Source organism: Brevibacterium sp. VCM10 (assembly GCF_000583215.1).
Classification (GTDB): domain Bacteria; phylum Actinomycetota; class Actinomycetes; order Actinomycetales; family Brevibacteriaceae; genus Brevibacterium; species Brevibacterium linens.
This window is the reverse complement of sequence record NZ_JAJB01000019.1, coordinates 77538-101468: the sequence shown is the minus strand read 5'-3', so window position 1 is coordinate 101468 and position 23931 is coordinate 77538. Positions and strand designations below refer to the sequence as shown.

General features: G+C 65.5%; 22 protein-coding genes, 1 pseudogene and 1 riboswitch. Of the genes and pseudogenes, 19 read left to right on the top strand and 4 right to left on the bottom strand.

From position 1 onward, the window contains the following. Positions 1–62: 62 nt before the first annotated feature. Positions 63–812 (bottom strand): helix-turn-helix domain-containing protein, encoded by a 750-nt coding sequence (locus AD89_RS18175; protein WP_025777568.1) that lies wholly within the window; start codon positions 810–812, stop codon positions 63–65. 134 nt (positions 813–946) lie between these two features. On the opposite strand from AD89_RS18175, the gene AD89_RS0105275 reads away from it, so the two are divergent. The 6 genes and pseudogenes from AD89_RS0105275 to erm form a co-directional block, all read left to right on the top strand. After that, positions 947–1594: an HAD domain-containing protein gene (locus tag AD89_RS0105275; protein ID WP_025777567.1), complete on the top strand. Its 648-nt coding sequence runs from the start codon at positions 947–949 to the stop codon at positions 1592–1594. Further along, a complete protein-coding gene (locus AD89_RS0105270) occupies positions 1591–2373 on the top strand; it encodes a glutamate racemase (RefSeq protein WP_025777566.1) in 783 nt (260 codons plus the stop codon). The genes AD89_RS0105275 and AD89_RS0105270 overlap by 4 nt, the downstream gene beginning before the upstream one ends. Positions 2374–2469: 96 nt before the next feature. Further along, complete coding sequence (locus AD89_RS18170; RefSeq protein WP_051505070.1) at positions 2470–3525, top strand: slipin family protein; 1056 nt, start codon at positions 2470–2472, stop codon at positions 3523–3525. A gap of 42 nt (positions 3526–3567) precedes the next feature. Next, positions 3568–4164, top strand: a complete 597-nt coding sequence (locus AD89_RS0105260) for an HdeD family acid-resistance protein (protein ID WP_025777564.1) — start codon at positions 3568–3570, stop codon at positions 4162–4164. Between the two features lie 355 nt (positions 4165–4519). After that, entirely contained in the window at positions 4520–6022 is a 1503-nt protein-coding gene (locus tag AD89_RS0105255; RefSeq protein WP_025777563.1) for an inorganic phosphate transporter, read from the top strand. Positions 6023–6492: 470 nt separating this feature from the next. After that, positions 6493–7293, top strand: a pseudogene (erm, locus tag AD89_RS19590) (23S ribosomal RNA methyltransferase Erm); the annotation flags it as partial. A 434-nt stretch (positions 7294–7727) separates the two neighbouring features. On the opposite strand, the gene AD89_RS0105240 reads toward erm, so the two are convergent. After that, complete coding sequence (locus AD89_RS0105240) at positions 7728–8552, bottom strand: LysR substrate-binding domain-containing protein (RefSeq protein WP_081770348.1); 825 nt, start codon at positions 8550–8552, stop codon at positions 7728–7730. 178 nt (positions 8553–8730) lie between these two features. On the opposite strand from AD89_RS0105240, the gene AD89_RS0105230 reads away from it, so the two are divergent. The 3 genes from AD89_RS0105230 to AD89_RS0105220 all read left to right on the top strand — a co-directional run bounded on the left by AD89_RS0105230 (position 8731) and on the right by AD89_RS0105220 (position 10719). Next, positions 8731–9573, top strand: a complete 843-nt coding sequence (locus tag AD89_RS0105230; protein ID WP_025777559.1) for a class I SAM-dependent methyltransferase — start codon at positions 8731–8733, stop codon at positions 9571–9573. Then, entirely contained in the window at positions 9570–9977 is a 408-nt protein-coding gene (locus AD89_RS19235; protein ID WP_025777558.1) for an ester cyclase, read from the top strand. The genes AD89_RS0105230 and AD89_RS19235 overlap by 4 nt, the downstream gene beginning before the upstream one ends. A gap of 75 nt (positions 9978–10052) precedes the next feature. Next, a riboswitch (SAM riboswitch) is annotated at positions 10053–10163 on the top strand. 43 nt (positions 10164–10206) lie between these two features. Further along, complete coding sequence (locus AD89_RS0105220; RefSeq protein WP_025777557.1) at positions 10207–10719, top strand: hypothetical protein; 513 nt, start codon at positions 10207–10209, stop codon at positions 10717–10719. Between the two features lie 37 nt (positions 10720–10756). Here AD89_RS0105220 and AD89_RS0105215 read toward each other — a convergent pair whose 3' ends face one another. Continuing rightward, positions 10757–11425 (bottom strand): metal-dependent transcriptional regulator, encoded by a 669-nt coding sequence (locus tag AD89_RS0105215; RefSeq protein WP_025777556.1) that lies wholly within the window; start codon positions 11423–11425, stop codon positions 10757–10759. A gap of 131 nt (positions 11426–11556) precedes the next feature. Between AD89_RS0105215 and AD89_RS0105210 the strand changes: the two genes are divergently transcribed. From AD89_RS0105210 to AD89_RS0105185, 6 genes are all read left to right on the top strand, one after another. Next, the gene (locus AD89_RS0105210; RefSeq protein WP_025777555.1) at positions 11557–12105 is read left to right on the top strand and encodes a hypothetical protein; all 549 of its coding nucleotides are present in this window, start codon (positions 11557–11559) and stop codon (positions 12103–12105) included. A 184-nt stretch (positions 12106–12289) separates the two neighbouring features. Next, the gene (gene betT, locus AD89_RS0105205) at positions 12290–14548 is read left to right on the top strand and encodes a choline BCCT transporter BetT (RefSeq protein ID WP_025777554.1); all 2259 of its coding nucleotides are present in this window, start codon (positions 12290–12292) and stop codon (positions 14546–14548) included. A 211-nt stretch (positions 14549–14759) separates the two neighbouring features. Further along, on the top strand, positions 14760–15875 hold the full coding sequence (locus AD89_RS0105200; RefSeq protein WP_025777553.1) for a hypothetical protein: 1116 nt from the start codon (positions 14760–14762) through the stop codon (positions 15873–15875). A gap of 98 nt (positions 15876–15973) precedes the next feature. Next, complete coding sequence (locus AD89_RS0105195; RefSeq protein WP_025777552.1) at positions 15974–17089, top strand: hypothetical protein; 1116 nt, start codon at positions 15974–15976, stop codon at positions 17087–17089. Between the two features lie 3 nt (positions 17090–17092). Then, positions 17093–18688 (top strand): lipase maturation factor family protein, encoded by a 1596-nt coding sequence (locus AD89_RS0105190; protein ID WP_025777551.1) that lies wholly within the window; start codon positions 17093–17095, stop codon positions 18686–18688. Between the two features lie 6 nt (positions 18689–18694). Further along, complete coding sequence (locus AD89_RS0105185; protein ID WP_025777550.1) at positions 18695–19753, top strand: hypothetical protein; 1059 nt, start codon at positions 18695–18697, stop codon at positions 19751–19753. An 80-nt stretch (positions 19754–19833) separates the two neighbouring features. Here the strand turns inward: AD89_RS0105185 and AD89_RS0105180 are convergent, their stop codons facing one another. Continuing rightward, positions 19834–21120, bottom strand: coding sequence for an Nramp family divalent metal transporter (locus AD89_RS0105180; protein ID WP_155807374.1), 1287 nt, complete (start codon positions 21118–21120; stop codon positions 19834–19836). Between the two features lie 70 nt (positions 21121–21190). Between AD89_RS0105180 and AD89_RS0105175 the strand changes: the two genes are divergently transcribed. The 4 genes from AD89_RS0105175 to AD89_RS18155 all read left to right on the top strand — a co-directional run bounded on the left by AD89_RS0105175 (position 21191) and on the right by AD89_RS18155 (position 23796). Then, positions 21191–21844, top strand: a complete 654-nt coding sequence (locus AD89_RS0105175; protein WP_025777548.1) for a TetR/AcrR family transcriptional regulator — start codon at positions 21191–21193, stop codon at positions 21842–21844. Between the two features lie 10 nt (positions 21845–21854). Then, the gene (locus AD89_RS0105170) at positions 21855–22211 is read left to right on the top strand and encodes a DoxX family protein (RefSeq protein ID WP_025777547.1); all 357 of its coding nucleotides are present in this window, start codon (positions 21855–21857) and stop codon (positions 22209–22211) included. Between the two features lie 168 nt (positions 22212–22379). Next, a complete protein-coding gene (locus AD89_RS0105165; RefSeq protein ID WP_025777546.1) occupies positions 22380–23195 on the top strand; it encodes a class I SAM-dependent methyltransferase in 816 nt (271 codons plus the stop codon). Positions 23196–23283: 88 nt separating this feature from the next. Further along, a complete protein-coding gene (locus AD89_RS18155; protein WP_025777545.1) occupies positions 23284–23796 on the top strand; it encodes a hypothetical protein in 513 nt (170 codons plus the stop codon). The last annotated feature ends 135 nt before the right edge of the window (positions 23797–23931 follow it).

Sequence of the window (23931 nt, the reverse complement as noted above, 5' to 3'; positions counted from 1 at the left end):
GCCGCCGTCGGGTAGTTCTGGGCGGGGAGGACTTACCGGACCAACGCAGGCCGCACGTGACCTCACCCGATGAGCGAGCGCTCATCCCGCCGCAGGTGTGCGGCATCGGCATACCCGACCTCGGCCGCGGCCGCTGTCCGTGAGCGGCCCGCTTCGATGAGGTCTCGTGCGGCCTGCCAGCGCAGGATCTTCGCCAGGTGCTTAGGTCCGTAACCGAACCATTCCGCGCTCAGTCGGCGCAGCTGCCGCGGTGAATACGCGAACTCTGCGGCCGCCTCGGTGACGGTCTGGGCCGGCGAACTTGAGCGCACATCCAAGGCCCGAGCCAGGGACATCGGACGCGGATCCAGCAAGGCTCGGTCCATCAAGCCGCCGGCTGTGTCGAGCAGCACCCGGGCAGCGCCCGTCACCGAGGCGCCCCCGCCCTCACCGACTCCCCCACCCCTGGCATGCCTGCCGCCGATCACCGCGTCAAGGGGCGTCACCCGATCGGCCAGCTCCCCCGCCGAGGTGGTCAACAGCTGCGGAAGCACGCCCGAGTCGAAGCGCAGGCCCACCGTCGGTGGGCCCGAACCGTGGAACATCCGTGCCGTGGAATCGGCTCCGGCGATGACGATCCGTCCGTCGAGGACGATGAGGTCCATGCACCCGTCGGGGACGATGAGCGAGGGAGCTGGAGAATGCGCGGCATCCGGCCCGAAAGCGAGGTTCCCACGGTCGAGATCGGCCGCCTCGGCGAGGGAATCGGCCTTGTCGGGAACCGAGACCCACAGGCTCGCCCGCAGGCGCGGGATCCGGGATTCTCGGTACATGGACTCGGCCTCCTGATGCTCTCGGCGGTAAACTCGACGGTGTTCATCTGGTGCGGGCGGCGCGATCTGCCCCCAGAATAGCGCGCGACCGGTCCCGACAGCGGACCGAACGACTGAGCTCACGGGAAGGAACCATGGCTGCAGCATCAGCAGCGCCGGTGTCGGCGCGCAGGCAGGCTCGCCATGTCACCGTCTTCCTCGATGTCGACGGCGTCCTCAACTCTTACCCGGTGCCCAAGCTGCGCGGCATGGCCGAGGGCCGGAAGAAGCTGCACGCGTGGCACTACGAACTCCACTACCGGCCATCCGTCGTCGAATTCTTCGACCGCATCGTCGAAACCCATGAAGTCGACGTCGTGTGGCTCTCGACCTGGTCGCAGCGGTGCAAGTCCGAACTCGAACCGAAGTTCGGTCTGCGCAACTCCTTCGACGTCATCGAAATGCCCGATGAGACGCACAACCGCTTCGCTCACGATCCGCAGCAGTGGTGGAAGGCCCGGGCCATGGAGAACTGGCTGGCCACCCACGAGCACGGGCGTGCGATCTGGATCGACGACGACCTGGCGTGGCCGGCCACCCGCGAATACTTCCTCAAGCACTACTCGTCCAACCGCCTCAAACTCATTGCCCCGGACTTCTCCCACGGCCTGACGAAAGCCCATCTCAAGGAGATCCGGGAGTTCGCCTACCCGAAGGCCAGCAGTCCAAAGACCGACGAAGCCAGGACCAGCGAAGCCAGGACCGGCGATCCGACGACATCCGACCTGAAGGGGACTTCATGACGCGCATCGGCCTGCTCGATTCCGGACTCGGACTCCTCGGCACCGCCGACGCACTGTTCAACCTCGCCCCCGACGCTGACCTCGTCCTCGCGATGGACCCGGACTACACCCCATACGGCAGCCTGAGCACCGACACCCTCGAACAGCGGGCCCTGCATTCGGCCGGGGTGCTCGCCGAATGGGAACCCGATGCCATCGTCATCGCCTGCAACACCGCCTCGGTGCAGGCCCTCGAAGCCGTTCGCGCCCGCTACGAACCGACCATCCCCGTCATCGGCACCGTCCCGGCGGTGAAGATGGCCGCCGGCACCGGCCAGGACTTCGCTATCTGGGCGACGCCGGCGACCACTGGCAGTGAGTATCAGCAGAACCTCATCGACTCCTTCGCCGCGGACCTGCACGTGGCCAAGGTCGCCTGTCCCGGACTGGCCGAGGCCATCAACGTCGCCGATCTGAAGAAGATCGACACCGCCATCGAGGATGCCTTCACTCAGATGGGACCGGGAATGGAGACCGTGGTGCTCGGCTGCACCCACTACGGACTCGTCGCCGACCGAATCATGGCCGCCCGAGCCGGAGCGCTGACCGTCTTCGACTCCCCCATGCCGGTGGCCAAACAGACCCTGCGCCGCATCGGCCTCGAACCCGCCGGAGTCGGCGAGGATCAGCACGGCACCGGACGCGTGCTCGCAACCTTCGCGTCCGGCCGTCGCATCAGCCTCCCCCAGGCGCTGGACGCCTACCCGGCAGGCAAACGACTGCTGGCCCGAGAGGCCTGAGTACGCACCCTCCACATTCCCTCAGAGCCGGGTCTTTCCGCGCCGCACAGGCGTAAAATGGGGTGGACAGTCAATCGTCAGAGGAGGCGATTCGACATGTTGGCGCTCAGTATCCTCGCCGCACTTGTCGCACTCGGAGCAATCACGCTGGGAAACAGCCTGAAGATCGTCAAGCAGTACGAGCGTGGGGTGGTCTTCCGCCTCGGCCGAGTCAATGCCGAGCCCCGGCCGCCCGGGATGACCGCGATCGTCCCCTTCGTCGACAAACTCGAGAAGGTCAACCTCCAGATCGTGACCATGCCGATCCCCGCCCAGGAGGGCATCACCCGCGACAATGTCACCGTCCGCGTCGACGCGGTCATCTATTTCAAGGTCGTCGACCCGCGCAAGGCCGTCGTCGATGTCGAGGACTATCAGCTCGCCGTCGGTCAGGTCGCCCAGACCTCGCTGCGCTCGATCATCGGCCAGAGCGAGCTCGATGACCTGCTGACCAACCGCGAACGCCTCAACCAGGGTCTGGCGATCATGATCGACAGCCCCGCCGTCGACTGGGGCGTCCACATCGACCGCGTCGAGATCAAGGACGTCGCCCTGCCGGAGACGATGAAACGCTCCATGTCGCGCCAGGCCGAAGCCGAACGCGAACGCCGCTCCCGCGTCATCATCGCCGACGGTGAGCTGCAGGCGTCGAACAAGCTCGCCCAGGCGTCCGAGGCCATGGCCCACACGCCCTCCGCCCTGCAGCTGCGCCTGCTCCAGACCATCGTCGAGGTCGCCGCGGAACGGAACTCGACCCTGGTCCTGCCCTTCCTCGTCGAACTGCTGCGCTTCCTCGAGAACAACACCCCGGCCGCTCCTCCCACCACCGAGGCGGGATCGAAGCCGTCCACGAATGCAGAGGCCACGACCGCGGGAGCAGAGACGGACACCCCCGCCGAGGCGGCCGACCGGTCCGAATCGGACGCGACGTCGAAGGCGCCTGCCGACCTCGACGCCATCGTCCAGGCCATGTCCGAATCGCTCAAGCTCACCGGGCTGATGCCCGAGCAGGAGCGCGTGACCTCGGACATGCCGGAACAGGAACGGACCACCTCGGAGTCGGCCGACCGGTCCGGCGCGGTCGAACAGGAGGAGCATCTCGGGCACGCCTGACGTCTTCAGCGTCTGTCCAACCCTAAGGACTAGGCTGTATATATGGACCTCAAGCGCACTGGAAGAACAGTCATCGTCAACGGCGTCATCGCCCTCGTGATGGGTGCGCTGATGATGGTCTGGCCCGGCTCCTCCGCCGAGGTGGTTGTGCGGATCTTCGCCTGCTGGCTCGCCGTCATCGCCGTCTCCTCCCTCGTCTTCGCACCGCGAGGAGGCCGCACAGGCAGTATGGTCACACGCGCGGTTCTGCTCATCCTCCTCGGTGTGCTCATCTTCCTCACCCCGATGCTGTTCGCGTCCATGGTCACGGTGCTGACCGGGTTCGCGATCATCTTCTTCAGCTTCCTCGCCCTGACCATGTCCTTCTTCATCCGCCGGATGGGTGTCAGGTCCTGGTGGGTGCTCACCGCCATCGGGGTGCTGGGCATCGTCCTCGGCGGTTTCTTCCTCTTCGCCCCGGGTGCCGGAGTGACGGCGCTGATCTTCACTCTTGCCGGATTCATCATCCTCGTCGGCATCGCCCTCATCGCCCTCGGCCGTCGCCTGCGCAGGGTCGACCGGCAGATGAGAACCGACCCGCACCGCAATCGTCCCGACGACGGCGGCGGCGATGTCATCCGCGGGGAGATCATCGACTGATTCCGGCCGCCTCGGCGAGCTTCTCCCACTTCATTTGAGCCCGGGTCCGCGCAGATGCGGATCCGGGCTCGATCTTGCCCACATTTCGGGCTGCAGTGGTCAATGTCACACAGCGAATCCTGGCCCCAGCACACCCCTGTGACACCTCCCGACAAGGCCCACCGATATAGCACCTGACCTGGAACATCACGTGAACGGACGGCCAAACCTACCGACTGTGCATGAGCATTTCGCGCGGCTCGGACGCGGTGTTCACCGTCCATTCACTTTCGCCGTAACCTGGCGGTCACTCGACCTGCGAATCATGGAGGCAGACAGACACTGCCTCATCGACTGAATCCCGCTAGGAGAACGAATGACCCAGGTTCTGGCCCCGGAGCGCCACACTCCGCCGCCGGCCGTCGGCCGCAGCAACGACCGCCTCTGGCATCTGGCCTTCGGTGGGCTGCTGGCGATCACCCTCATCGCCTTCACCCTGTGGTCCTTCGACTTCGTGGGCCGGGACGCTCCCCGCATGGTGCTCGTCACCACGGTCATCTTCGGCGCCTTCATGGCGTTCAACATCGGCGGCAACGATGTCGCCAACGCCTTCGGCACCTCCGTCGGCGCCGGCACCCTGACGATGAAGCAGGCACTGCTCGTGGCCGCGATCTTCGAGGTCAGCGGCGCCCTGCTGGCCGGCGGGAATGTCACCGACACGGTCAAGAGCGGCATCGTCGACCTCAGCGGGGTGGCGATCAATCCGATGGACTTCGCCTTCATCATGATGGCGGCACTCCTCGGCGCAGCAGTGTGGCTGCTCGTGGCGACCCGGATGGGCTGGCCGGTGTCGACGACGCACTCGATCATCGGCGGCATCATCGGCGCATCTCTGACGATCGGCTTCGTCACCGGCACCGGCGGACTCGCCATGGTGCAGTGGTCCGAGGTCGGTCAGATCGCGATCTCCTGGGTGCTGTCCCCCGCACTCGGCGGACTCGCCGCGTTCGTCATCTACGGGCTGATCAAGAAGTACGTGCTCGGCACGTCACTGTCGCACACACTCAAGCCGCACATGCTCACCCCGGTCTCCGCAGCCGAGGGATCCGTCGACGCACAGATCGACACCGCCACCGAGGATGCCCCCACCGGCGAAGGATCGATCGGCACCCATTCGGCTCTGCAGCGGTGGGTTCCCCTCATCGCCGCCGCCGGCGCGGTCATCATCACTGCGATGCTGCTGTTCAAGGGTCTGAAGAACCTCGACATGAGCGTGACCACGGTCGGCGGCCTGCTCATCATGGCGATGATCGGCGCGGCCGTGTGGCTGGCCGTGTTCGTCTTCGCCAAGACCCTGCGCAAGCAGACGGTTCCCCGTGCGACCTACATCCTGTTCTCCTGGATGCAGGTGTTCACCGCCTCCGCATTCGCCTTCAGCCACGGGTCGAATGACATCGCCAACGCCGTCGGCCCCTTCGCCGCCGTCCTCGATGTGCTCCGCACCGACAGCATCAGCGGCGAGACGACCGTGCCGTTCGCAGCCATGCTCACCTGCGGCATCGCACTCATCGTCGGTCTCTGGTTCATCGGCCGCAAGGTCATCGCCACCGTCGGCACGAAACTCACCGAGATCCACCCGGCCTCCGGATTCGCCGCGGAGCTCGCTGCCGCGGGAATCGTCATGGCCGCCTCGGTGAGTGGTCTGCCGGTGTCGTCGACGCATATCCTCATCGGTGCGATCATCGGCGTCGGTCTGGTCAACCGTTCGGCGAACTGGAAGCTCATGAAGCCGATCGCGCTGGCATGGATCATCACCCTACCGGCCGCCGCGGCCATCGGTTCGATCGGCGTCATCACCCTGCGCACCATGATAGGCTGACCCACTGACACGAACGCTCGCACGCGTTCCCCGGACCGCGTTCGAGACATCATGTCGAACGGATCCGCTCCTCCGCCCCGCCGGCTTCCACACGAAGTCGGCGGGGCGTTCTTCGTCCGAACCCTGGTCTCGGCAAAACTCCCTGTGCTATCTTGTTCGGCATGGGAACATTGAACAGCAGCGCAATGACTGCGCCTTGCTTCTTCATTCGTCTCCGCAGCGCCTGACAGCGCGCCGGACGGATTCTTCTGCGATCGGCTGACCGACGACGGTCACCCTGATCACCTCTGCAAGCGCGTTGTCCTCCCGGAGAGCCCTCGGCATCCGGGCGATGCGGCAATCGGCTGATCCCATTCCGATCCCCTGACCACTGCGATCATCAGTGATCGACCAGGTCATCGCGGATCGATCTGACTCACCACCATTGCGCTGCCTCGGGTGCCTCCATCTGATTCTTGGAGCACATCCCATTGCGATCCCACACGCCACGACACCATTCGACACGCAGACAGTCCCATTCGCGCTCGGCTACGCGGTCACAGCGCGGCGGACGGCATGAACTCGGCCAGAACTTTCTGCGCTCATCCACCACCATCTCAACGATTGCGAGCCTGGCTCGTTCCACCTCCGGACCGATCATGGAGATCGGTCCCGGCGATGGGGCAGTCACCGCCGAGCTCTACCGGCTCGGGCGAGAGCTCACGCTAGTCGAACTCGACGAAACGAGGTTGGATCACCTTGAAGTCACGTACCCGCGGGCCGAGGTCCGGCACGCCGACATCCTGACCACCCGGCTCGACCGGCCGGTCATCGTCGGCAATCTGCCGTTCCACCTCACCACTCCCATCCTCCGCAAACTGCTGCGTTCCGGGCGCTGGCAGCGGGCGATTCTGCTCACCCAATGGGAAGTGGCCCGCAAACGCGCAGGAATCGGCGGATCGACCATGATGACCGCGCAGTGGACCCCATGGTTCGACTTCCGCCTCGTCACTCGCGTCCCCGCCGACGCGTTCACCCCGAAACCCAGCGTCGATGGCGGCATCCTCACCATCGATCGCTGTCCCACCGGGTCGATCCCAGAAGGTGCTCGATCCGATTATCAACAGTTCGTCCGTTCGGTCTTCACCGGTCGCGGGCGAGGAATGAAAGGAATCCTCTCGAAGATGAGCATCACCGATCATCGCACTCTGCAATCGACCATGGACCGCAACGACATCAGAGGAGACACCTTGCCCAAAGACCTCACCCCCGACCAGTGGACCGGACTGTTCACCGAACTGGCCGCCGAATCAGATCAAACGAATGCGAAGAAGGGAAAGACCATGCGAAACAGCAAAGCACCCAAACAGAACCCCATCACCGAGGTGGCCCCTCAGACACCGTTGATCACCGGGGAGATGCCCATCGTCGGCGCCAAACCGACGACCGAGAAGCTGCAGGCCTCCATCCCGGGCACCGACCCGAAGGCGAAGAGCCATGACAAGGGTCATCTGCAGGCCGAACGTGGTTTCATGAATCAGCATCAGAAACCGCAGCAGCCCCAGCCGAGGTGGAACCTCCCGCGGAGGTGAGTCTCCGAACGGGGCGAAGGACCGCCTCGGCGAATGTTGTTTCGACATCGCCGAGGTGGTCGTCCCTGATCGCCCATGAACTGGACACCCGTATGGCGGTGCGTCTCTCAAACGAAAGCCACGCGGACCTGCGGTTACGGACCGTCGCCGGTGGGGTGCAGAACCGCCTGTTCGGTGACCTGCACCGCGAGGTGAGCCCGGGATCGCAAGTTGAGCCGTCGCCGCGCGTTGGCGACATGGCTTTCGACGGTTCGCGCCGACAGATGCAGGAAATTCGCGATCTGATGGTCGGTGTACCCGCGAGCGACGAACGCTGCGATACGGCGTTCTGCCAGCGTCAGCTCCTGATCGGCATGGTCCCGCAGTGCCCTGGAGAATGCGTTCAGCAGGGGCTTCGGTCGCTCCCGTCGAGTGATCAGAACGATCTCGACGGCCGGCAGATCGGCGACGAGTCGGGTCGCCAGGCCAGGACGCCGACCCCATCCATCGGGGGCCACTCCAACGACGCGGCCGTTGGCGATTGCGACGAATGCATCGAATTCGCAACGGCTGCTGCCGAGGTAGGCCGGTTCGGTGCCGCGTTCTTCGACGTTCAGCCAGTAGGCACGCCAGGCAGGCAACACACGCTCGGGGCGGCGGAAGGTCGGCAGGTCGATGATGTCATCGAATCGGAGAATGGGCTTGGCTGCGAGGGGATGGTCCTCGGCCACCACGGCATAGCGCTCCCTCATGAGGAGTGGCGATGTTTGCAGGCCCGGGAAGTCGACCGGACCGACGAGGATCGCGGCGTCGAGATCGCCGTCCCGAACAGCGGTCAGATCATCTGCTGCTCCCCAGCTGTGAACGACGGTGACATCGGCGCGCGGGGAACGGCGCAGAACGCGATTGAGCGCCCACGCCACGCTGTTGGGAGCCGCTGCGGGCATGACAGCAATTCTGAGACTCTCCAACGGTCTCATGCAGTCGTATTGTACCAGGATGTCGACCTGGGCGAAGCCGTCAAGGTGCGATCGTGAGCGATGTCGTACGCCGTCACCATGCTGCTCCAGATTCCGTATTCTCCCGGATGTCCGAGCGGCGGCCCGACGACGATGATCGAAGTCCACCGATGACGATCATTCCTGAGAGGACAGTCCGATGGACGAATCCCAGACTCTGCTGCAACTTGACGATCTCAAGGCCGCCCATCGCGCAATGTGGAGCTGCGGCGATTACACAACCGTCGCCGATACAGTCATCCCACGGCTCGGCGAGACCTTGGTCGATGCCTGCGCGCCGTCACCGAACGATCACGTCCTCGATTTGGCATGCGGTTCGGGCAACGCCACCCTGCCCGCAGCCAGTCTGAGTGCGACAGTCACCGCGGTCGACCTCAGCGACTCGCTGCTGGCCACATGCGCCCAGCGCGCCCGGGCCGAGAGGCTCGATGTGACCTGTGTGCCTGCAGACGTCGAAGACCTCCCGTTCTCCGACTCCGTCTTCGACATGGTGCTCTCCTGCGTGGGAGTGATGTTCGCCCCTCACCACCACGCCGCAGCGAATGAGCTGCTGCGCGTTTGCCGTCCCGGCGGCACCGTGGGCCTGCTCAGCTGGAGCGGAAGGGGATTCATCGGACAGCTGCTTGCGGCGATGCGACCGTTCGTGCCCCAACCTCCGCCGGGGGCACAGCCTCCCGCGCTGTGGGCCGATGTCGATCATGTCCGGGAACTTGTCGGGAAGCGACTCGGGCCGTTGTCGACCAGAACGGACGTCGTTCGGGTGACCGCTTTTGAACAGCCTGCCGACTTCCGTCGATTCTTCGCCGACAGCTACGGTCCGATGGTCGCTGCCTTCGCGCGACTGTCTGACGATGCGGCGCGCACTCGTGAGCTCGAGGACGTAATCGATGACTTGGCGCACCGGCACTGGCAGGCCGACGGGTCCATGGAATGGGAGTATGTCATCGTCACCGCGACCCGACTCAGCGAGGAAGACTCATGATCAAGGAGTACCTTGCCGCCGGAGACTCCGGTGATGAGGAGCGATTGCATGAGCTTCTCGACGCCGATATCGTCACACATTCGCCCGGAGGCGGATTGATCGCAGGGATCGATGACACCCTCCAGACCTGGGCGTCAGCGCATCGGGGACTGGGTGCTCTGCGCCACCAGGTCATCGCCGAACTCCACTCAGGCGATCTGGCCGCGGTGCGCGTACGCGCCAGCGGCATCCACAATGGTCCGTTCCTCGGACTCACAGCTACCGGCAAGAGCGTTTCAGTGGATCAGGCTCTGTTCGCCCGGATCGCCCACGGCCGAATCGTCGAGATGTGGGAAATCGTCGACACCGGTTCGGGCCTTCGGCAGCTCGGAATGCTGCCCGATGGCCAACCGCTCGGGCCATAGGTTCGCCTCCGCAGCTCCCCGCAGGCATCGTGAGCAGAAGAGTCGTGTCACCCCCTCCCGCTACACTGAGTACACGTTCGCGAGTTGTGGCCATCGGTACCTGGCCGGCCACACGGCAACCCGTCATCGACCGGGTGCCCCAGGGGAAGAACGGGCCCGTGTCAACCGCTCGGGCAAGCTTCGATCCGGGTCAGCGCTGCCGAAGCGCGCCCGAGAAGGACGGTGTGCCATGTCCGCAGACTTCGACAACGACTCCGCCGACTCCCACAACGACGCCGAGAACCGCCGCAGGGCCGCTGAACGGTGGCCGGGTTTCGACCCCGAGGAGGCCCTGCACTGGTCGAAAGTGCTCCTCCACCACTCCCCCGACCCGCAGCGTGCCGGCATCAAAGCCCAGATGAGCTCGGCGATCAAACGAGGCATTCCGATTGCCGGACCGGGGTGGGTGAGTACGGCCGATGCCGCTCGCAGCGATGGCTTCACACCGGTGCTCTATCAGACCCTGTTCGAAACGCTGCGAACCATTCCGAAGACGGCGTTCCGGTCCCACCCGTGGCATCGACAGAACAGGCACGGAACCTACCTGCCCGGCACCCCGTATGAATCCGAACTCTGGGGCGACTGGCCGAAGCTCTTCCTCGCCGAAGGCTTCGACGCCCACGCAGCCACAGCGCTGACCCTGCTGCGTGCCGAAACGAAGTTCCCCCGCCCGCGCACACGCGGCGAAGGCGAGAGTGCCTGACCCCGCGCGACGAAAGCGAGACTCCGGTCCCGCCCCGTCACCTCGCCGCGGCCGCATCCAGATATACGGCCGCGGCGAGCGCGGCAGCGATCGTCTCCCGCCTCCCGCCGATGTCCACGGTCACCGCGTCATCGGTGCGATCGACGACGTCGAGCGCGACATCGGGAAGCACACCCGCCTCGGCGAGCTTGCCGAGAACAACAGGATCGGCATCAGAGACCCTCAGCACCGCATAGGACCCGGCGGTCGCCTCGGCGAGGAGGGTCGGAGTATGGGAATCGACGGCACCATCGGCACCCGGGATAGGGTCGCCGTGCGGGTCGGACGTCGGGTGGCCGAGGAAGGCGTCGATGCGGTCGATGAGCCGATCCGAGGCGGCGTGCTCGAGGATCTCGGCCTCATCGTGGACCTCGTCCCAGCCGTACCCGAGCGACTTCACGAGGAACGTTTCGATGAGTCTGTGCCTGCGCACCATCGACAGAGCGATCGCCTTGCCCTGCTCGGTGAGCACGGGCGGACGGTAGGGCACGCGAGTGATGAGACCGAGTTCGTCGAGTCGTTTGAGCACCTCGGTGACATTGGCCTTCGTCGTTCCGAACCGCTTCGCGAGCTCGGTGGCCGTCATCGGGTCCCCGCCCCATTCCTGGGCCGACCAGATGGCCTTGAGGTAGTCCTGACTGACCTCGGAGACTTCACCTGCACGCATGTCCCCAGTATCCCATGGACGCATCGCCCCTCCCGGCACTTCACCCGAAGTGAGCGATCGGGCACAGATGTTCCCAAACGATTACGACCGACCCACCCCATCGCCGAGGCGGCCCTGCCAGAATCACATTCATGACCTCCCATTCCCTCCCCTCCGACTCGGTTCACCCAGCCGACGACGCCGACCGACCGGAGTCGGTGCGCCCCGCCGTCCCCGACGGCCCCTCCCCCGCCGAGGACGGCTGGTTCCCGTTCCGTGCGTTCCGCCGCTGGGCGAGGACCCTCAGAACGGACTCTCGCCCAGCAGCCCAGCGGGGACCCACCGCCCCGGACGGCCCGCGACCACGATCAGAGCGGTTCAATGCACGCGGCCTGTTCCGCCCCGGCGAGATCGAATACGCGCGGCTGCGGAGCCTGCCGCCGTTCGACACCGATCTGCTCATCCTCACCAACGTGCGGATCATGCGGGTGCGCACCGACGCTCAGGGTTCCATCGCCCAACTCTCGGAAGCGACGCCTCGGCAGGCAGCTGACGTCCGTGCCGAAGAATCCCGTGGACGGGCGACCGTGACCGTCGAGCTGCACGTCGGATCGTCGATGCGGTTGGAGGAGACCACCCCCGCCGAGGCGCAGCGCTTCGTCGACACCTTCACCGAGGTGGCCGCCCGCTCACGGACTTGAGCGCCGTCTCCCGAACCTGAGCAGCCCCGTTCCCCGCCCGCTCACGGGCCTGATCCTGGTATCCCTGCCCCTTGGTCAGCTTCCTGAGAAGAGGGGGTGCTGAATTTGTGAGAAACCTCCACTCGTAGAATGGATCGGGCCCATTTTCGGGCCCTGTCCCTTTTTGTCTACCGGAGGTCGATGCGTGCAGGATCCGAACGAAGAGAAGTTGAAGCGCCCAGTCGTCGAGCGTGAGCGATTCGGCGGCACCGACCGGGCGACGCGAATCAGCAGGGACATCGACCCCGAGAAGCGCGCTCCGATCGACAGCTCGGAGATGAGCAAAGGCCCTGAGGAGCTCTCCGACGAACGCGGCTCCCGGGTCAACTGGCGAGTCTTCATCGTCGCCTCCCTCATCATCCTCGCGTTCTCCGTGTGGGCGATGGCCATGCCGGATTCGGCACAGTCGACGATGAAGACCGTTGTCGACTGGATCGCGGAGAACCTCGGCTGGTTCTATGTCGTCACCGTCACCGCGGTCATCGGCTTCGTCCTCTGGGTCGCACTGTCGAAGGAAGGGTCGGTCCGCCTGGGCCCTGACCACTCCCGCCCGCAGTACAACCTCTTCACCTGGGTCGCCATGCTCTTCGCCGCGGGCGTGGGCATCGACATGCTCTTCTACTCGGTGACCGGACCGATCACCCAGTACCTCAACCCCGTCAACGCCTCCCCCGAATCGGCGGCGGCCTCCCAGGATGCCGTGGTGTGGACGATGTTCCACTACGGCATCGCCGGCTGGTCGATGTATTCGCTGCTGGGCATGGCGATGGGGTACTTCGCCTACCGCTGGGGCATGCCCCTGTCGATCCGCGCGGTCCTCTACCCGCTGTTGGGCAAGCGCGTGCGCGGAACCACCGGTGACGTCATCGACATCTTCGCACTCGTCGGCACCGTCTTCGGAGTGGCCACCTCGATGGGCATCGGCGTCGTCCTGCTCAACGTCGGATTCGCCACCCTCTTCGGCCTCGAACAGGGCCTGGCCCTGCAGATCGCGCTGGTCATCGTGGCCGTGGTCATGACTGTCGCCGCCTGCACCTCGGGTGTGGACAAGGGCATCCGCCTCGTCTCGGAGCTCAACCTCTGGTCGTGCGCGGCGATGATGCTCTACATCCTCGTCACCGGCAAGACGGCCTTCCTGCTCAACGCCATGGTCGAGAACATCGGCCGGTTCATCTTCACCCTTCCCGAACGCACTCTGTCGACGTTCGCCTATGTCGACGGCGGTTCCGAGTGGATGGGCGGCTGGACCCTGTTCTTCTGGGCCTTCTGGCTCGCCTGGGGTCCGTTCGTCGGTCTGTTCCTGGCGCGCATCTCCCGCGGCCGCACCCTGCGTGAGTTCGTCATCGCCGCAATCACCGCGCCCGTCCTCTGTGACTTCATCATCGTCACGATCTTCGGCAACTCCGCCCTGTCCGAGGTGTTCAACGGCAACGACGAGTTCGCACAGACAGCCATCGCCTCCCCGGAACAGGGCTGGTACGACCTGCTCGAGATGTTCCCGGGAGCGACGTTCCTCATCGGGCTGGCCACGCTGTCGGGTCTGCTGTTCTACCTCACGAGCGCGAACTCCGGTGCCATGGTGATGTCGAACTTCTCCTCCTCGATCCCCAATCCGGAAGAGGACGGCAAGAAGTGGCTGCGCATCTTCTGGGCGCTGGTGACCGCAGTGCTCACGATCGCCATGCTCGTCGCCGGCGGTGTGACGACGATGGAGTACGCGACGCTGATCTTCGCTCTGCCGGTGACGATCATCGCCTACCTCGTCATGGCCTCGTTCTCGAAGGTGCTGCGCATGGAGCGCGCCGAGCGTGAGGGACGGATCCGTCGTCGCCGCGCCACTGCCGCTCACGGCGGTCGTGCTCCGGAGAAGACCTGGCGTCAGCGTTTGGCGACTCTGCGGTCCTATCCGACGAAGAAGTCCGTCGAACGCTTCGTCGCCGAGGTGGTCGGACCGTCCCTGGATGCCGTGGCCACGGAGTTCCGCGAACTCGGCTACACCGTCGAGCACCTCCAGACCCTCGACGAGGACACCGGCATCACGACGAACACGCTCAATGTCGACATGGGCGAGCAGCGCGACTTCCACTATGAGGCTGCGGCCGTCGAAGCGAATGTGCCGTCGTTCGGTGCCCGCAATGCCCCGCGCGGCGACGACAAGTACCTGCGCATCGAGGTCTTCACGCAGACCGGTTCGGAAGGCTACGACCTCATGGGCTTGAGCTCGCAGCAGATCATCGATGACGTGCTCGACCGGTATGAGAACCACCTGTCGTTCCTCGCCTATTCGCACGAGCACTCCTACCAGTCGGTCGTCACCCCTCCCACACCACCGACCACGGATTCGATTCCGGCGGTGCCCACCTCGGCGGGTGAGGTCGAGGAGCTCGAAGAGCCGAAGCACTGAACTCTGCCCTCGCCGAGGCGACCGTGCCTACCCGTGCACAGCCGCCTCGGTGACGGGCCAGCACAGCGATTGAAGGAGCGGTGACCGATATGGTCACCGCTCCTTCTGCGTCGGGACGGAGAATCTGACCGGGGACCGCTCAGATGTGTCGGGACCGCTACCGAGACACCATCGGTGCCGAGGTCGGCGGTGACACAATCGAATCATTGAGTTGAAGAATCCGACCATCGGCAAGATCGTCGTCTTCGGTCTGCTCATTGCCGGCATCGCACTCATCGCCTTCACGTCGACGAATGCAGGAGTCGCATCGAAACACAGCCCCGATGACTTCGGCGGCGACCCGTATTTGGCGCCGTCCGTGATCTTCGAAATCCTCCTTGCCTTGAATGCTGTCGCGATCGTGGCGCTGGCCATCGTCAGCGAAGACGATCGTCCCGACCACGCCGAGGCGTTTCCGCACACTTCACGGCAGCCGGAGTCGTTCACACGGTTCGTCCGCGCTCCGCTTCCGCGGGTCCTCCTCGTCGGTCCGATCTGGGCGGTCTGCGCATTGGTCGCACTGTTCATCGGGCATACCTATGCTGCGGACCCGGGCCTGCCCGGAACAGTCTGGGGAGACCTCACCGGCAACCCGCTGTCCGCCCTGTCCATCGTGTTCCTCTGCTGGGCGACGGCGAACATGGCCTTCGCCTGGTCGTCACTGGCCGAAGCGTTCAGCCGAGATCGTCGGCCGGTCTCTCTCACGATTCTCACCTGCGGGCTCGGCCTGGGGTGTCTGACGGCCGGTCTCTTCGGTTTCTTCGGACTCGCCACACTTCCGACAGTCATCGCTTTTCTGCTCGGCGCGGTCTGTCTCATCGTCTCGACGGCTCTGCTCATCCCGCTCAGATGGTGGGCGATCAGGCGAGTCGACCGTTTCGACTCCGCTGAACGGCCGACTGCCGGCACTCGGCGAAGTCCCGGCCGGTCCGCTCAACCGCCCGAAGACGCCCTCCGACCGGGAGAGCGGATCCTCACCACCTACCTCGGTGAGGTGCCGAATGCCCATGCGAACGGCAGCACCGCCGACCCGCAGATGCTGGTGCTGACTGACCGACGGATCTTTCGCGCCTCAATCATCGCGCCGGGGCGCACATTCGTCCTCGAACAGGCCGAGCCCGGTCAGCTGAGCGGCGGCGCATCGGAACGTCGCAGCAACCACGTGATCACGACGGTGCTCTTCAACGGCCGGCAGCCGATGAGCGTGACAGGCGGCACCGAGGAAGCATCTGGTCGCTTCGCCGAGGCGATCACCGTCCTCGCTCGGACGGGCCGTCTTCCCCGCTGATCCGGCATACTCCTTCGACCAGACTTGTAGTTCCGACGCAACGGATCCGAAACATCTTCGCGCCCCTTGAGTTGCAGAGTTCCTGCAAGGATGGAGATATGAATAGGGACAGACGCTCCACACGCACCACGCTCGTGTTCGGGATCGGGTTCGCCGTCTTCGCCTCGATTCCGTTCTTCCTTGCCAATGCCGGTATCAATCCGCTCCGCACCCACGTGCTCAGAGGGATCAATCCGGACCAGGCGCCGAGCATCGGGATTCTGGTCCTGTTCTTCTTCTCCGCCATCGCCGCCTTCGCCTTCTACGAGGACAAGTCGCCTGCCGGCAGCAGCGCCGCCCGTACACAGCAGGCAGCGGATCTCCATGGGGTGAAACGCAAGCAGCCGCCAACCGCCTTCGTCCGGGGGTCCTGGCCTCGAGTGTTCGCCGTCGGACCGGTGTGGGCCGTCTGCGGAGTCATCGCCGCTTTCGTCTGGCACGCCTTCGCGAAGGACTCGGGCATGCCCGGCACCGTCTGGGGCGACCTGACATTGTCCCCGCTGCCGGCCTTCGCCCTGCTGTTCGGACTGTGGGCCACCGTCAACCTCAGCCTCACTCTCGGAGCGATCGCCGATGCCTTCCACCGCACGCTCTGGGCGATCTTCCTCATCGTCTCAATCCTCATCGCGATCCTGGCCATCACCATCGGCGTCGTGGCCTCGAACATCCTCACGATGTCGCCGGTCGCGGCTCTGGCAGTGACCGCCGTCTGCCTCATCATCACCACGGTCGCCCTGATCCCTGCCCGTCTGTTCGCCGTTGCCCGCGCACGCGTCACCAACCGGATCGATGCGGCCCACGAGGCTCGAATGCAGTCTCTGCTGATGACGCTCGCCGCGGGCGAGAACCTCATGCTCCACTTCGCCGACAGAGAGAACCCGGCCGGACAGATTCTCGCCGCCACGAACCAGCGACTCCTCCTGGCCGCACCTGCCGGCCCCGGAGCCGGATCCGCCCGACCGGGACAAACACGCATTCTCGACCAGGCTCACCCCGGACAGCTGCGCGGCGCCAGCACTGAGTTCCGCCCGGCCGGGCACACCACCTCGGTGCATTTCAGAGACCGCCCTGACATGGAGCTCGTCGGAGGGGACCCGAGCGAGGCAGACAAGTTCGCCGAGGCACTGACCTCACTGGCGACGACCGGACGTCTTCCGCAGGAGGAGGATACTTAAGCCATGGACCTCAGCCAGGTGGTCGCTCTGCTCACCGCTGGCGACTACACGATCTCCCGCGAGATCATCCAACGCGGTATCGCGCTGCTCTTCCTCATCGCCTTCGCTTCCGCGTTCAACCAGTTCCCGGCACTGCTGGGCGAACGGGGACTCACCCCTGCTCCACGATTCATCGCTCTGACCTCGGCCCGACAGGCGCCGACGATCTTCCGCTGGAAGCGGTTTGCGTATTCGGACCGGCGGCTGCGCTTGGTCTGCGTGGCCGGAATGGTTCTGGCCGCCTCGGCGATCATCGGGCTGCCCCAGGCCGGTCCCGCATGGGTGCCGATCCCGGTGTTCTTAGGCATGTGGGCGCTGTACTTCTCGATCGTGTCGATCGGGCAGCGCTTCTACGGATTCGGTTGGGAATCGCTGCTGCTCGAGGCCGGATTCCTCATCGGCTTCCTCGGCTCCCACGAGGTGGCCCCGACGTGGGCGATGATCGTGCTGCTGCGCTGGTTCGTCATCCGCGTCGAATTCGGAGCCGGAATGATCAAGATGCGCGGGGACTCATCCTGGCGCGACCTCACCGCGATGGACTATCACCATCAGACCCAGCCGATGCCGAACCCTGCCAGCCGACTCGCCCACCTCATGCCCGGCTGGTGGCACAAGAGTGAGACGCTGGGCAGCCATATCGTCCAACTCGCCGCCCCGTGGCTGCTGTTCCTGCCCCAGCCGATCGCCTCCTTCGCGGCTGTCGCCATCATCATCACCCAGCTCGCTCTCGTCCTCAGCGGCAACTATGCGTGGCTGAACTGGGCGACGATCCTGCTCGCCTGCTCCGGAATCAGCGATACATTCTTCCGGTGGATCGCGGGCGGCCCGTTCCCCGACTGGGGATGGAATTCCGTGGCCGCGATCGTCACCGATCCCACCGTCACCGAGGCGGCCGGTTCGTCGGTGGGCGCCGATCCCTCTCAGCCGATGCCCGTGTGGTGGCTGATCATCGTCCTCGTATTCGTCGCGTGGCAGGCCTGGCTGAACGTGCCCGGAGTGCGCAACCTCTTCTCTTCTGGTCAGCTGATGAACGCGAGCTTCAATCGGCTCGGACTCGGCAACGCCTACGGCGCCTTCGGGTCGATGACCGAGACCCGCAACGAGATCATCATCGAAGCGTGGATCGACGACTCCGGTGCCGGCTCTGGCTCCAGCGACGACAGCACCGACTCCGACGCTGGTGACCCGGACGCCGGTTGGCGGGAGTATCGGTTCAAGGGCAAACCCGGTGACGTTCTTCGTCGCGGGCCCGTCGTCGCGCCCTATCATCTGCGCCTCGACTGGCTCATGTGGTTCGCCGCGCTCGGCGACTACCGGCAGACGTGGTTCACCGAGCTCGTGCGCGCGATCGGCTCCGGTGATCCGCAGATCCGCCGCCTCATGGGTCCCGACCCCTTCGACGGTGCCGCGCCCGAACTCATCCGCGTCCGCGTCTTCACCTACCGCTATGCCACCCGCGCCGAACGGCAGGCCGCCGTCGCTGCCGGAGAACCGAAGCCGTGGTGGGTGCGCTCGGACCCGCGCATCCTCGTCCGCCCGATCGACCTGCGGAGGGACTGACCGCTCATGAGCGAACGCCGACGAGCCATCTCGCGCACTCTAATCGGAGCCGTCACCCTCAGCGGCCTGGCGACGGTGCTCTTCTTCATCTGGAACACCGGGCTCGCGCGCACCTCCGCGACCTCGGACGTGATCGTCGACACCGAGGCGGCCGGACCTCTGAGCTTCGCATTCATCGGGCTCATGACCTTCGTGGCCATCATCTTCTTCACCGGCACCGACCGCGACGAGGGCCAGCAAGCCAAGCCCACCGGTGCCCCGCGCGGATCGCTCAGACTCTTCGCTCGGGACCCGCTCATCGTCGTCACCAGCATCGGGCCTCTGTTCGGGCTGTGCTTCAGCTTGGCGGCTCTGCTGTGGCGCACATTCGCATCCGAACCCGGCGCTCCAGGAACAGTATGGGGTGACTACACGAGTTCGCCCCTACCCTTCGTCGTTCTGTGCACGGCGACCGTCGCGTCAACGAATTTCGGACTGGCGATGGCCGGAGTCACTGTAGCGGTGCGCAACCTCACCGGCCCGGCGCTCTGGCTGGTGGCGGGCAATGTCATCCTCGGCATCGGCGCCGGGGCTCTGTTCGCCTGGCTCTCTTTCGCGAACACCGTCATCTCTGCGGCAATCACCATCCCACTTGCGGCGGTCTCCGCAGCCGCTCTGCTCGGAGCCCGCCGGATGGCCGTCAGCAGTGCCGGTGAGGAGAAGCTCTCTGCGCGAGCCCGCCGCCGTGGACCGACCCCGCCGCCCTATGATGCCCTCGACCGAGACGAGTCGGTGTGGCTGAAGATCGGCAACCGCAATCCGCGCGGTGCCGAGTTCCTCCTCGTCACACCTTCCCGCCTGGTCCACACCCGAGCGACCGCCTCAGGAAGCACGGAGATCATCGGCGAGGCGGCCCCGAATCAAGTGGTCGGGGCGAGCACTCGAGTCGATCGCGGGCATGCGACCGCCGTTGTGCAGCTCCGGGCCCGGCCGGAGTTCCGCCTGCACGGCACTGACCCCGGGGAGGCTGCCGAGTTCGCGCGCCGGCTCACCGTCCTCGCCCGGTCGGGAATCCTCCCCGACTGACGAACCGCCTCGGCGAGGTGATTCTCCGTTCCGCAACGGGACGTCGGTGACGCCGGTGCGAGGCCCCGCCTCGGCGACGGTCAGTCGACACCGAGGGCGAGCAGAACGATGAGGACGATGTTGAGGACGATGATGAGCGCCGAGGCGGCCACGGCGATGAGCGTGATCCAGCGTGCGTTCGCGAATTCGCCCATCACCCGGCGGCTGCTCGTGAGCCTGACCAGGGGGATCATCGCAAATGGGATGCCGAGGCTGAGTACGACCTGGCTGAGCACGAGCGCCCACGTCGGGTCGACGCCGATGGCGAGGACGATGAGCGCGGGGATCATAGTGAACGCGCGCTGCCACACGATCGGAATGTGCACGCGCAGCAGACCCTGCATGATCGAGGCGCCCGCATAGGAGCCGACGGCGCTCGAGGCCAACCCCGAGGCCAGCAGTCCGATGCCGAAGAAGAGGCCGACGACCTCGCCGAGGTTGGCCGTGACGACCGCGTGCGCTCCTTCGATGGTGTCGGTGCCGGTCTGGCCGCGCAGCGCCGCGGCGGCCAGCAGCAGCATGGCGATATTCACCGACCCGGCGATGACGAGGGAGAGCACGACGTCCCAGCGGCTGGCGCGCAGCAGCTGCCCGGTCGAGGTGGTCGCATTGTCGCGGTGGCGGTCGACCGAGAGCGCCGAGTGGAGGTAGATCGCATGAGGCATGACGGTGGCGCCGAGCATGCTCGCGGCCAGGACCACGGAGTTCGTGCCCTCGAGCCGCGGCACGATTCCACCTGCGGCTTGCCCCCAGTTCACATCCCCGACGAGCAGGCCTGCTAGAAAGCCGATGGCGATGATGACCAGAAATCCGATGATGACGAACTCGAAGGGACGCTGACCGCGGGTGGATTGGATCGACAGCAGAAACAGCGACACCACCCCGACGATGACACCCCCGAGGAGGAGCGGCAAGTCGAAGAGGATCTTCAGGGCGATCGCCCCACCGATGACTTCGGCGAGGTCGGTGGCGATGGCGACGATCTCGGCCTGCCCCCAGTACGCGAGTCGGCTTCTCTTGCGGAGGCGATCACCGAGCAGACTCGGCAGCGACTGCCCGGAGACGAGTCCGAGCTTCGAGGACAGGTACTGGACGAGAACGGCGATGAGGTTCGCAGCCACGAGCACCCAGACGAGGAGGTACCCGTACTCCGCACCGGCGGTGAGATTGGCCGCGACGTTGCCCGGATCGACATACGCGATGGCCGCGACGAAGGCCGGGCCGAGGAGCACTGCCGTGGAGATCTTCTTCCGGCCATGCTTCTTCAGTCCACGCTCGCGGGTGCGCACCGATGCTGAGGGATCGACGTTCATGAAGTTAAGGTACATTAACTTTCCTGCCGAAGACAACACGACACTTGGTCTGGAAAGTGAACACGGAAGGGCTTAAAGTTCGAGCATGGCCAGTGAACACGTTCAGCTGAGATCCGGCAAGCGCCGGCAGACCGAGGATCGGATCATCGGCGCTGCCGCGAAACTGTTCCTCGACCATGGCTTCAAAGCCACGACCATCCGGGCGATCGCCAGGGCCGCCGAGGTGTCGGTCGGCCGGGTGATGGCCGTCGGCGACAAGGACGCCATCCTCGTCGCCTGCTTCGACCGGTGGATCGGTCAGCTGCAAGCCGGGACGTACACGCCACCGGCGCGACGCACGAGCCTGTCGCGTCGGGAAACGAACGCCGGCGCAACAACGGGCCCGCCCCGACCATCCTCGGCGGTGCAGCGTCATCTGCTCGAACTCTTCCTGCCGTTCCTCGAGTTCTTCGCCGAACACGAGGATCTGTCCCGCGACTATGCGGCGGCGATGATGCGGGTCAGGGGCGAGCCGGAGGTATTCAACACCCTCGCCGTGGACCTGCAGAGCCGTCTGAGCGAGTCACTGGTCTCGATCGGGATCAATGAGGGCCACGCACGCGCGAGCGCCGCAGCTCTCTACGACTCGTACCTGGGCATCCTCTTCCGGTGGGCGGCGACGACGATGAGTCTCGACGACGCCGTCGAGGCGATGCTGGCCAGCATCGTCTTCCACACTCGCGTCAGGGGTTCGCTGTGAGGGGTTCACCGTGATCCTGCTGCCCGATCCGGTCTGGCCGGTCGTCGTCCTCGCGGTCATCGTCGCCGGCGACGGTCTGCTCACCTTCCGTCCGCCGCGCGCCATCGCCGCCTGCCTCGACGGGGTCGGCTTCCCACGTGAATGGTGGTGGGTGCTCGCGGCGGTGAAGTTCCTCGCCGCGGCCGGACTGGTGACGGGGATCTGGATTCCCGGGCTCGGCGCAGCAGCCGCGGCGGGCCTCGTCGTCTACTTCCTCTGCGCCGCTGCCGCTCACCTGCGAGCGAGGTATGCCGGTCGGGATTTCTGGCTCAATTGCCTGGGAATGCTCGTCGTCTGCATCGCGGTGCTCGTGCTCTGCTTCCTCTGAATATCCCATGTCTCAGTCCGGAGAATTCTTCGCCACATCCCGCACCTCGATCCCGTTTTGGCCTAGAGTCGAAGTACGGCATCGGCGCCACCGCGGCGTTCGGCCGTCCGGCAGAGTTGCAGAACTGCTCGGTGATGGTGCCGAGCCACCCGGCAGAGGAGTGTGGACATGCCCGAATATGCCGACAGCAGTCGCACGCGCGACGAGACTCCACAAGAACGCCACGAGCGATGGGCCTGGATCCATGAGACGGCGTCGATGACAGGCTGGGACTTCTCACCGTTGTCCGGCCGCCTCGTCGCCGATGACCCGCCCTGGGACTTCGACCAGATCTGCCTCGACGCGATGGCCAACTCACACAGCTGCCTCGACATGGGAACGGGAGGCGGCGAGCGCCTCGGCGAACTCATCGATCGCCTCGAGGAGGCCCGGCCTCCCGGCGAACCGTCGCCGACGATCTCCGCGACCGAAGGGTGGGAGCCCAACGTGCCCCTGGCCGCCTCGATGCTGGAGGACTATGGGGTCGAGGTCACCCGGTACGACAGCGATCATCACCCGGAGATGCCGTGGGCCGACGGTGAGTTCGACCTCGTGATGAACCGTCACGAAAGCTATGACCTCGCCGAGGTGGCCCGCGTGCTCTCCCCGGGCGGGCAGTTCCTCACCCAGCAGGTCGACGGCACGGAGGCGCAGGAGTTCCGCGACTTCTTCGGCGGCGGGGTGGGCGATCTGCGCCAACAGCTCGAGCCGCGCCTCAGCGATGCCGAGAGTCAGGGCCTGTCGATCGAGGCGGCTCGCAAATGGCAGGGGACGATGCGCTTCACCGACGTCGAGGCGGTCATCGAGTACCTCGCCTACATCCCGTGGGATGTCCCCGGGTTCTCCGTCAGGTCCAACCTCGATGTCCTCAGACGCCTGGCCGAGTCGAGTGAGCCGATCACAGTCACGCAGAAGAGGTTCCTCATCGTCGCCCGCAAACCCTGACTCGCGCTGCCTGCAGGGTAGTTTTCCCGACCCCACTCTTGGGATAGCAGGGTGGGGCGCCGCCTTTCTGCGTCGATAGCGTCGAAGCATGACTTCGACGGACTTCTCGTACCCCCAGCCCACCGACGATGAGCTCGCGGCACAGCAGCCCCGAGTCCCCGCCCCTCCCGTCCATCCCGTCTATGCCTCGCCGCGGCCCGACGATCTGGCTGATGCGCACAACGGCGTCAACACACGAATGGATGGCGCCGCCTCGGTGAAGTCGCCGGCGCTGGGCAAGGTGGCCGTGGCGCTCTCGATCGTCGCCATGGCCCTGAGCCTGGCCGCCTCGGTGATCTTGGGCGTGACCGTCGGGCCGTCCGAGGCCGCGTCCGGCTACTACTTCACGGACACACCGCATTGGTATCAGACCCTGGCGACCGTTCTCGTCGGAGTCCAGGGCCTGTGCACCTGCTTGGGTCTCACAGGCATCATTCTCGGCATCACGGCCGCGGTCACCGGGCGGGGCCGAACACCCGGCAGCATCGCCATCGCCGTCGCTGCGATCGCCCCGTTCGTTTCATTCGGCACCTTCGTCGCCCTCGCCTTCATCGCCGCCTGAGCCTCTCCCGACTTCGCCGAAAAACGGGCTGAGCGCCGAAGAACGCGTGTGCGCATGCGTTTCTCGACACTCACCCCGTTTTTCGACGAACTGTCCGAAATTATCTACGGCTGCCGGACGGTCCGAGCCAACGAT

Coding starts and splice junctions, on each gene's coding strand:
- AD89_RS18175 (WP_025777568.1), bottom strand. CDS start 812: ATGTACCGAGAATCCCGGATCCCGCGCCTGCGGGCGAGCCTGTGGGTC.
- AD89_RS0105275 (WP_025777567.1), top strand. CDS start 947: ATGGCTGCAGCATCAGCAGCGCCGGTGTCGGCGCGCAGGCAGGCTCGC.
- AD89_RS0105270 (WP_025777566.1), top strand. CDS start 1,591: ATGACGCGCATCGGCCTGCTCGATTCCGGACTCGGACTCCTCGGCACC.
- AD89_RS18170 (WP_051505070.1), top strand. CDS start 2,470: ATGTTGGCGCTCAGTATCCTCGCCGCACTTGTCGCACTCGGAGCAATC.
- AD89_RS0105260 (WP_025777564.1), top strand. CDS start 3,568: ATGGACCTCAAGCGCACTGGAAGAACAGTCATCGTCAACGGCGTCATC.
- AD89_RS0105255 (WP_025777563.1), top strand. CDS start 4,520: ATGACCCAGGTTCTGGCCCCGGAGCGCCACACTCCGCCGCCGGCCGTC.
- AD89_RS0105240 (WP_081770348.1), bottom strand. CDS start 8,552: ATGAGACCGTTGGAGAGTCTCAGAATTGCTGTCATGCCCGCAGCGGCT.
- AD89_RS0105230 (WP_025777559.1), top strand. CDS start 8,731: ATGGACGAATCCCAGACTCTGCTGCAACTTGACGATCTCAAGGCCGCC.
- AD89_RS19235 (WP_025777558.1), top strand. CDS start 9,570: ATGATCAAGGAGTACCTTGCCGCCGGAGACTCCGGTGATGAGGAGCGA.
- AD89_RS0105220 (WP_025777557.1), top strand. CDS start 10,207: ATGTCCGCAGACTTCGACAACGACTCCGCCGACTCCCACAACGACGCC.
- AD89_RS0105215 (WP_025777556.1), bottom strand. CDS start 11,425: ATGCGTGCAGGTGAAGTCTCCGAGGTCAGTCAGGACTACCTCAAGGCC.
- AD89_RS0105210 (WP_025777555.1), top strand. CDS start 11,557: ATGACCTCCCATTCCCTCCCCTCCGACTCGGTTCACCCAGCCGACGAC.
- AD89_RS0105195 (WP_025777552.1), top strand. CDS start 15,974: ATGAATAGGGACAGACGCTCCACACGCACCACGCTCGTGTTCGGGATC.
- AD89_RS0105190 (WP_025777551.1), top strand. CDS start 17,093: ATGGACCTCAGCCAGGTGGTCGCTCTGCTCACCGCTGGCGACTACACG.
- AD89_RS0105185 (WP_025777550.1), top strand. CDS start 18,695: ATGAGCGAACGCCGACGAGCCATCTCGCGCACTCTAATCGGAGCCGTC.
- AD89_RS0105180 (WP_155807374.1), bottom strand. CDS start 21,120: ATGTACCTTAACTTCATGAACGTCGATCCCTCAGCATCGGTGCGCACC.
- AD89_RS0105175 (WP_025777548.1), top strand. CDS start 21,191: ATGGCCAGTGAACACGTTCAGCTGAGATCCGGCAAGCGCCGGCAGACC.
- AD89_RS0105165 (WP_025777546.1), top strand. CDS start 22,380: ATGCCCGAATATGCCGACAGCAGTCGCACGCGCGACGAGACTCCACAA.
- AD89_RS18155 (WP_025777545.1), top strand. CDS start 23,284: ATGACTTCGACGGACTTCTCGTACCCCCAGCCCACCGACGATGAGCTC.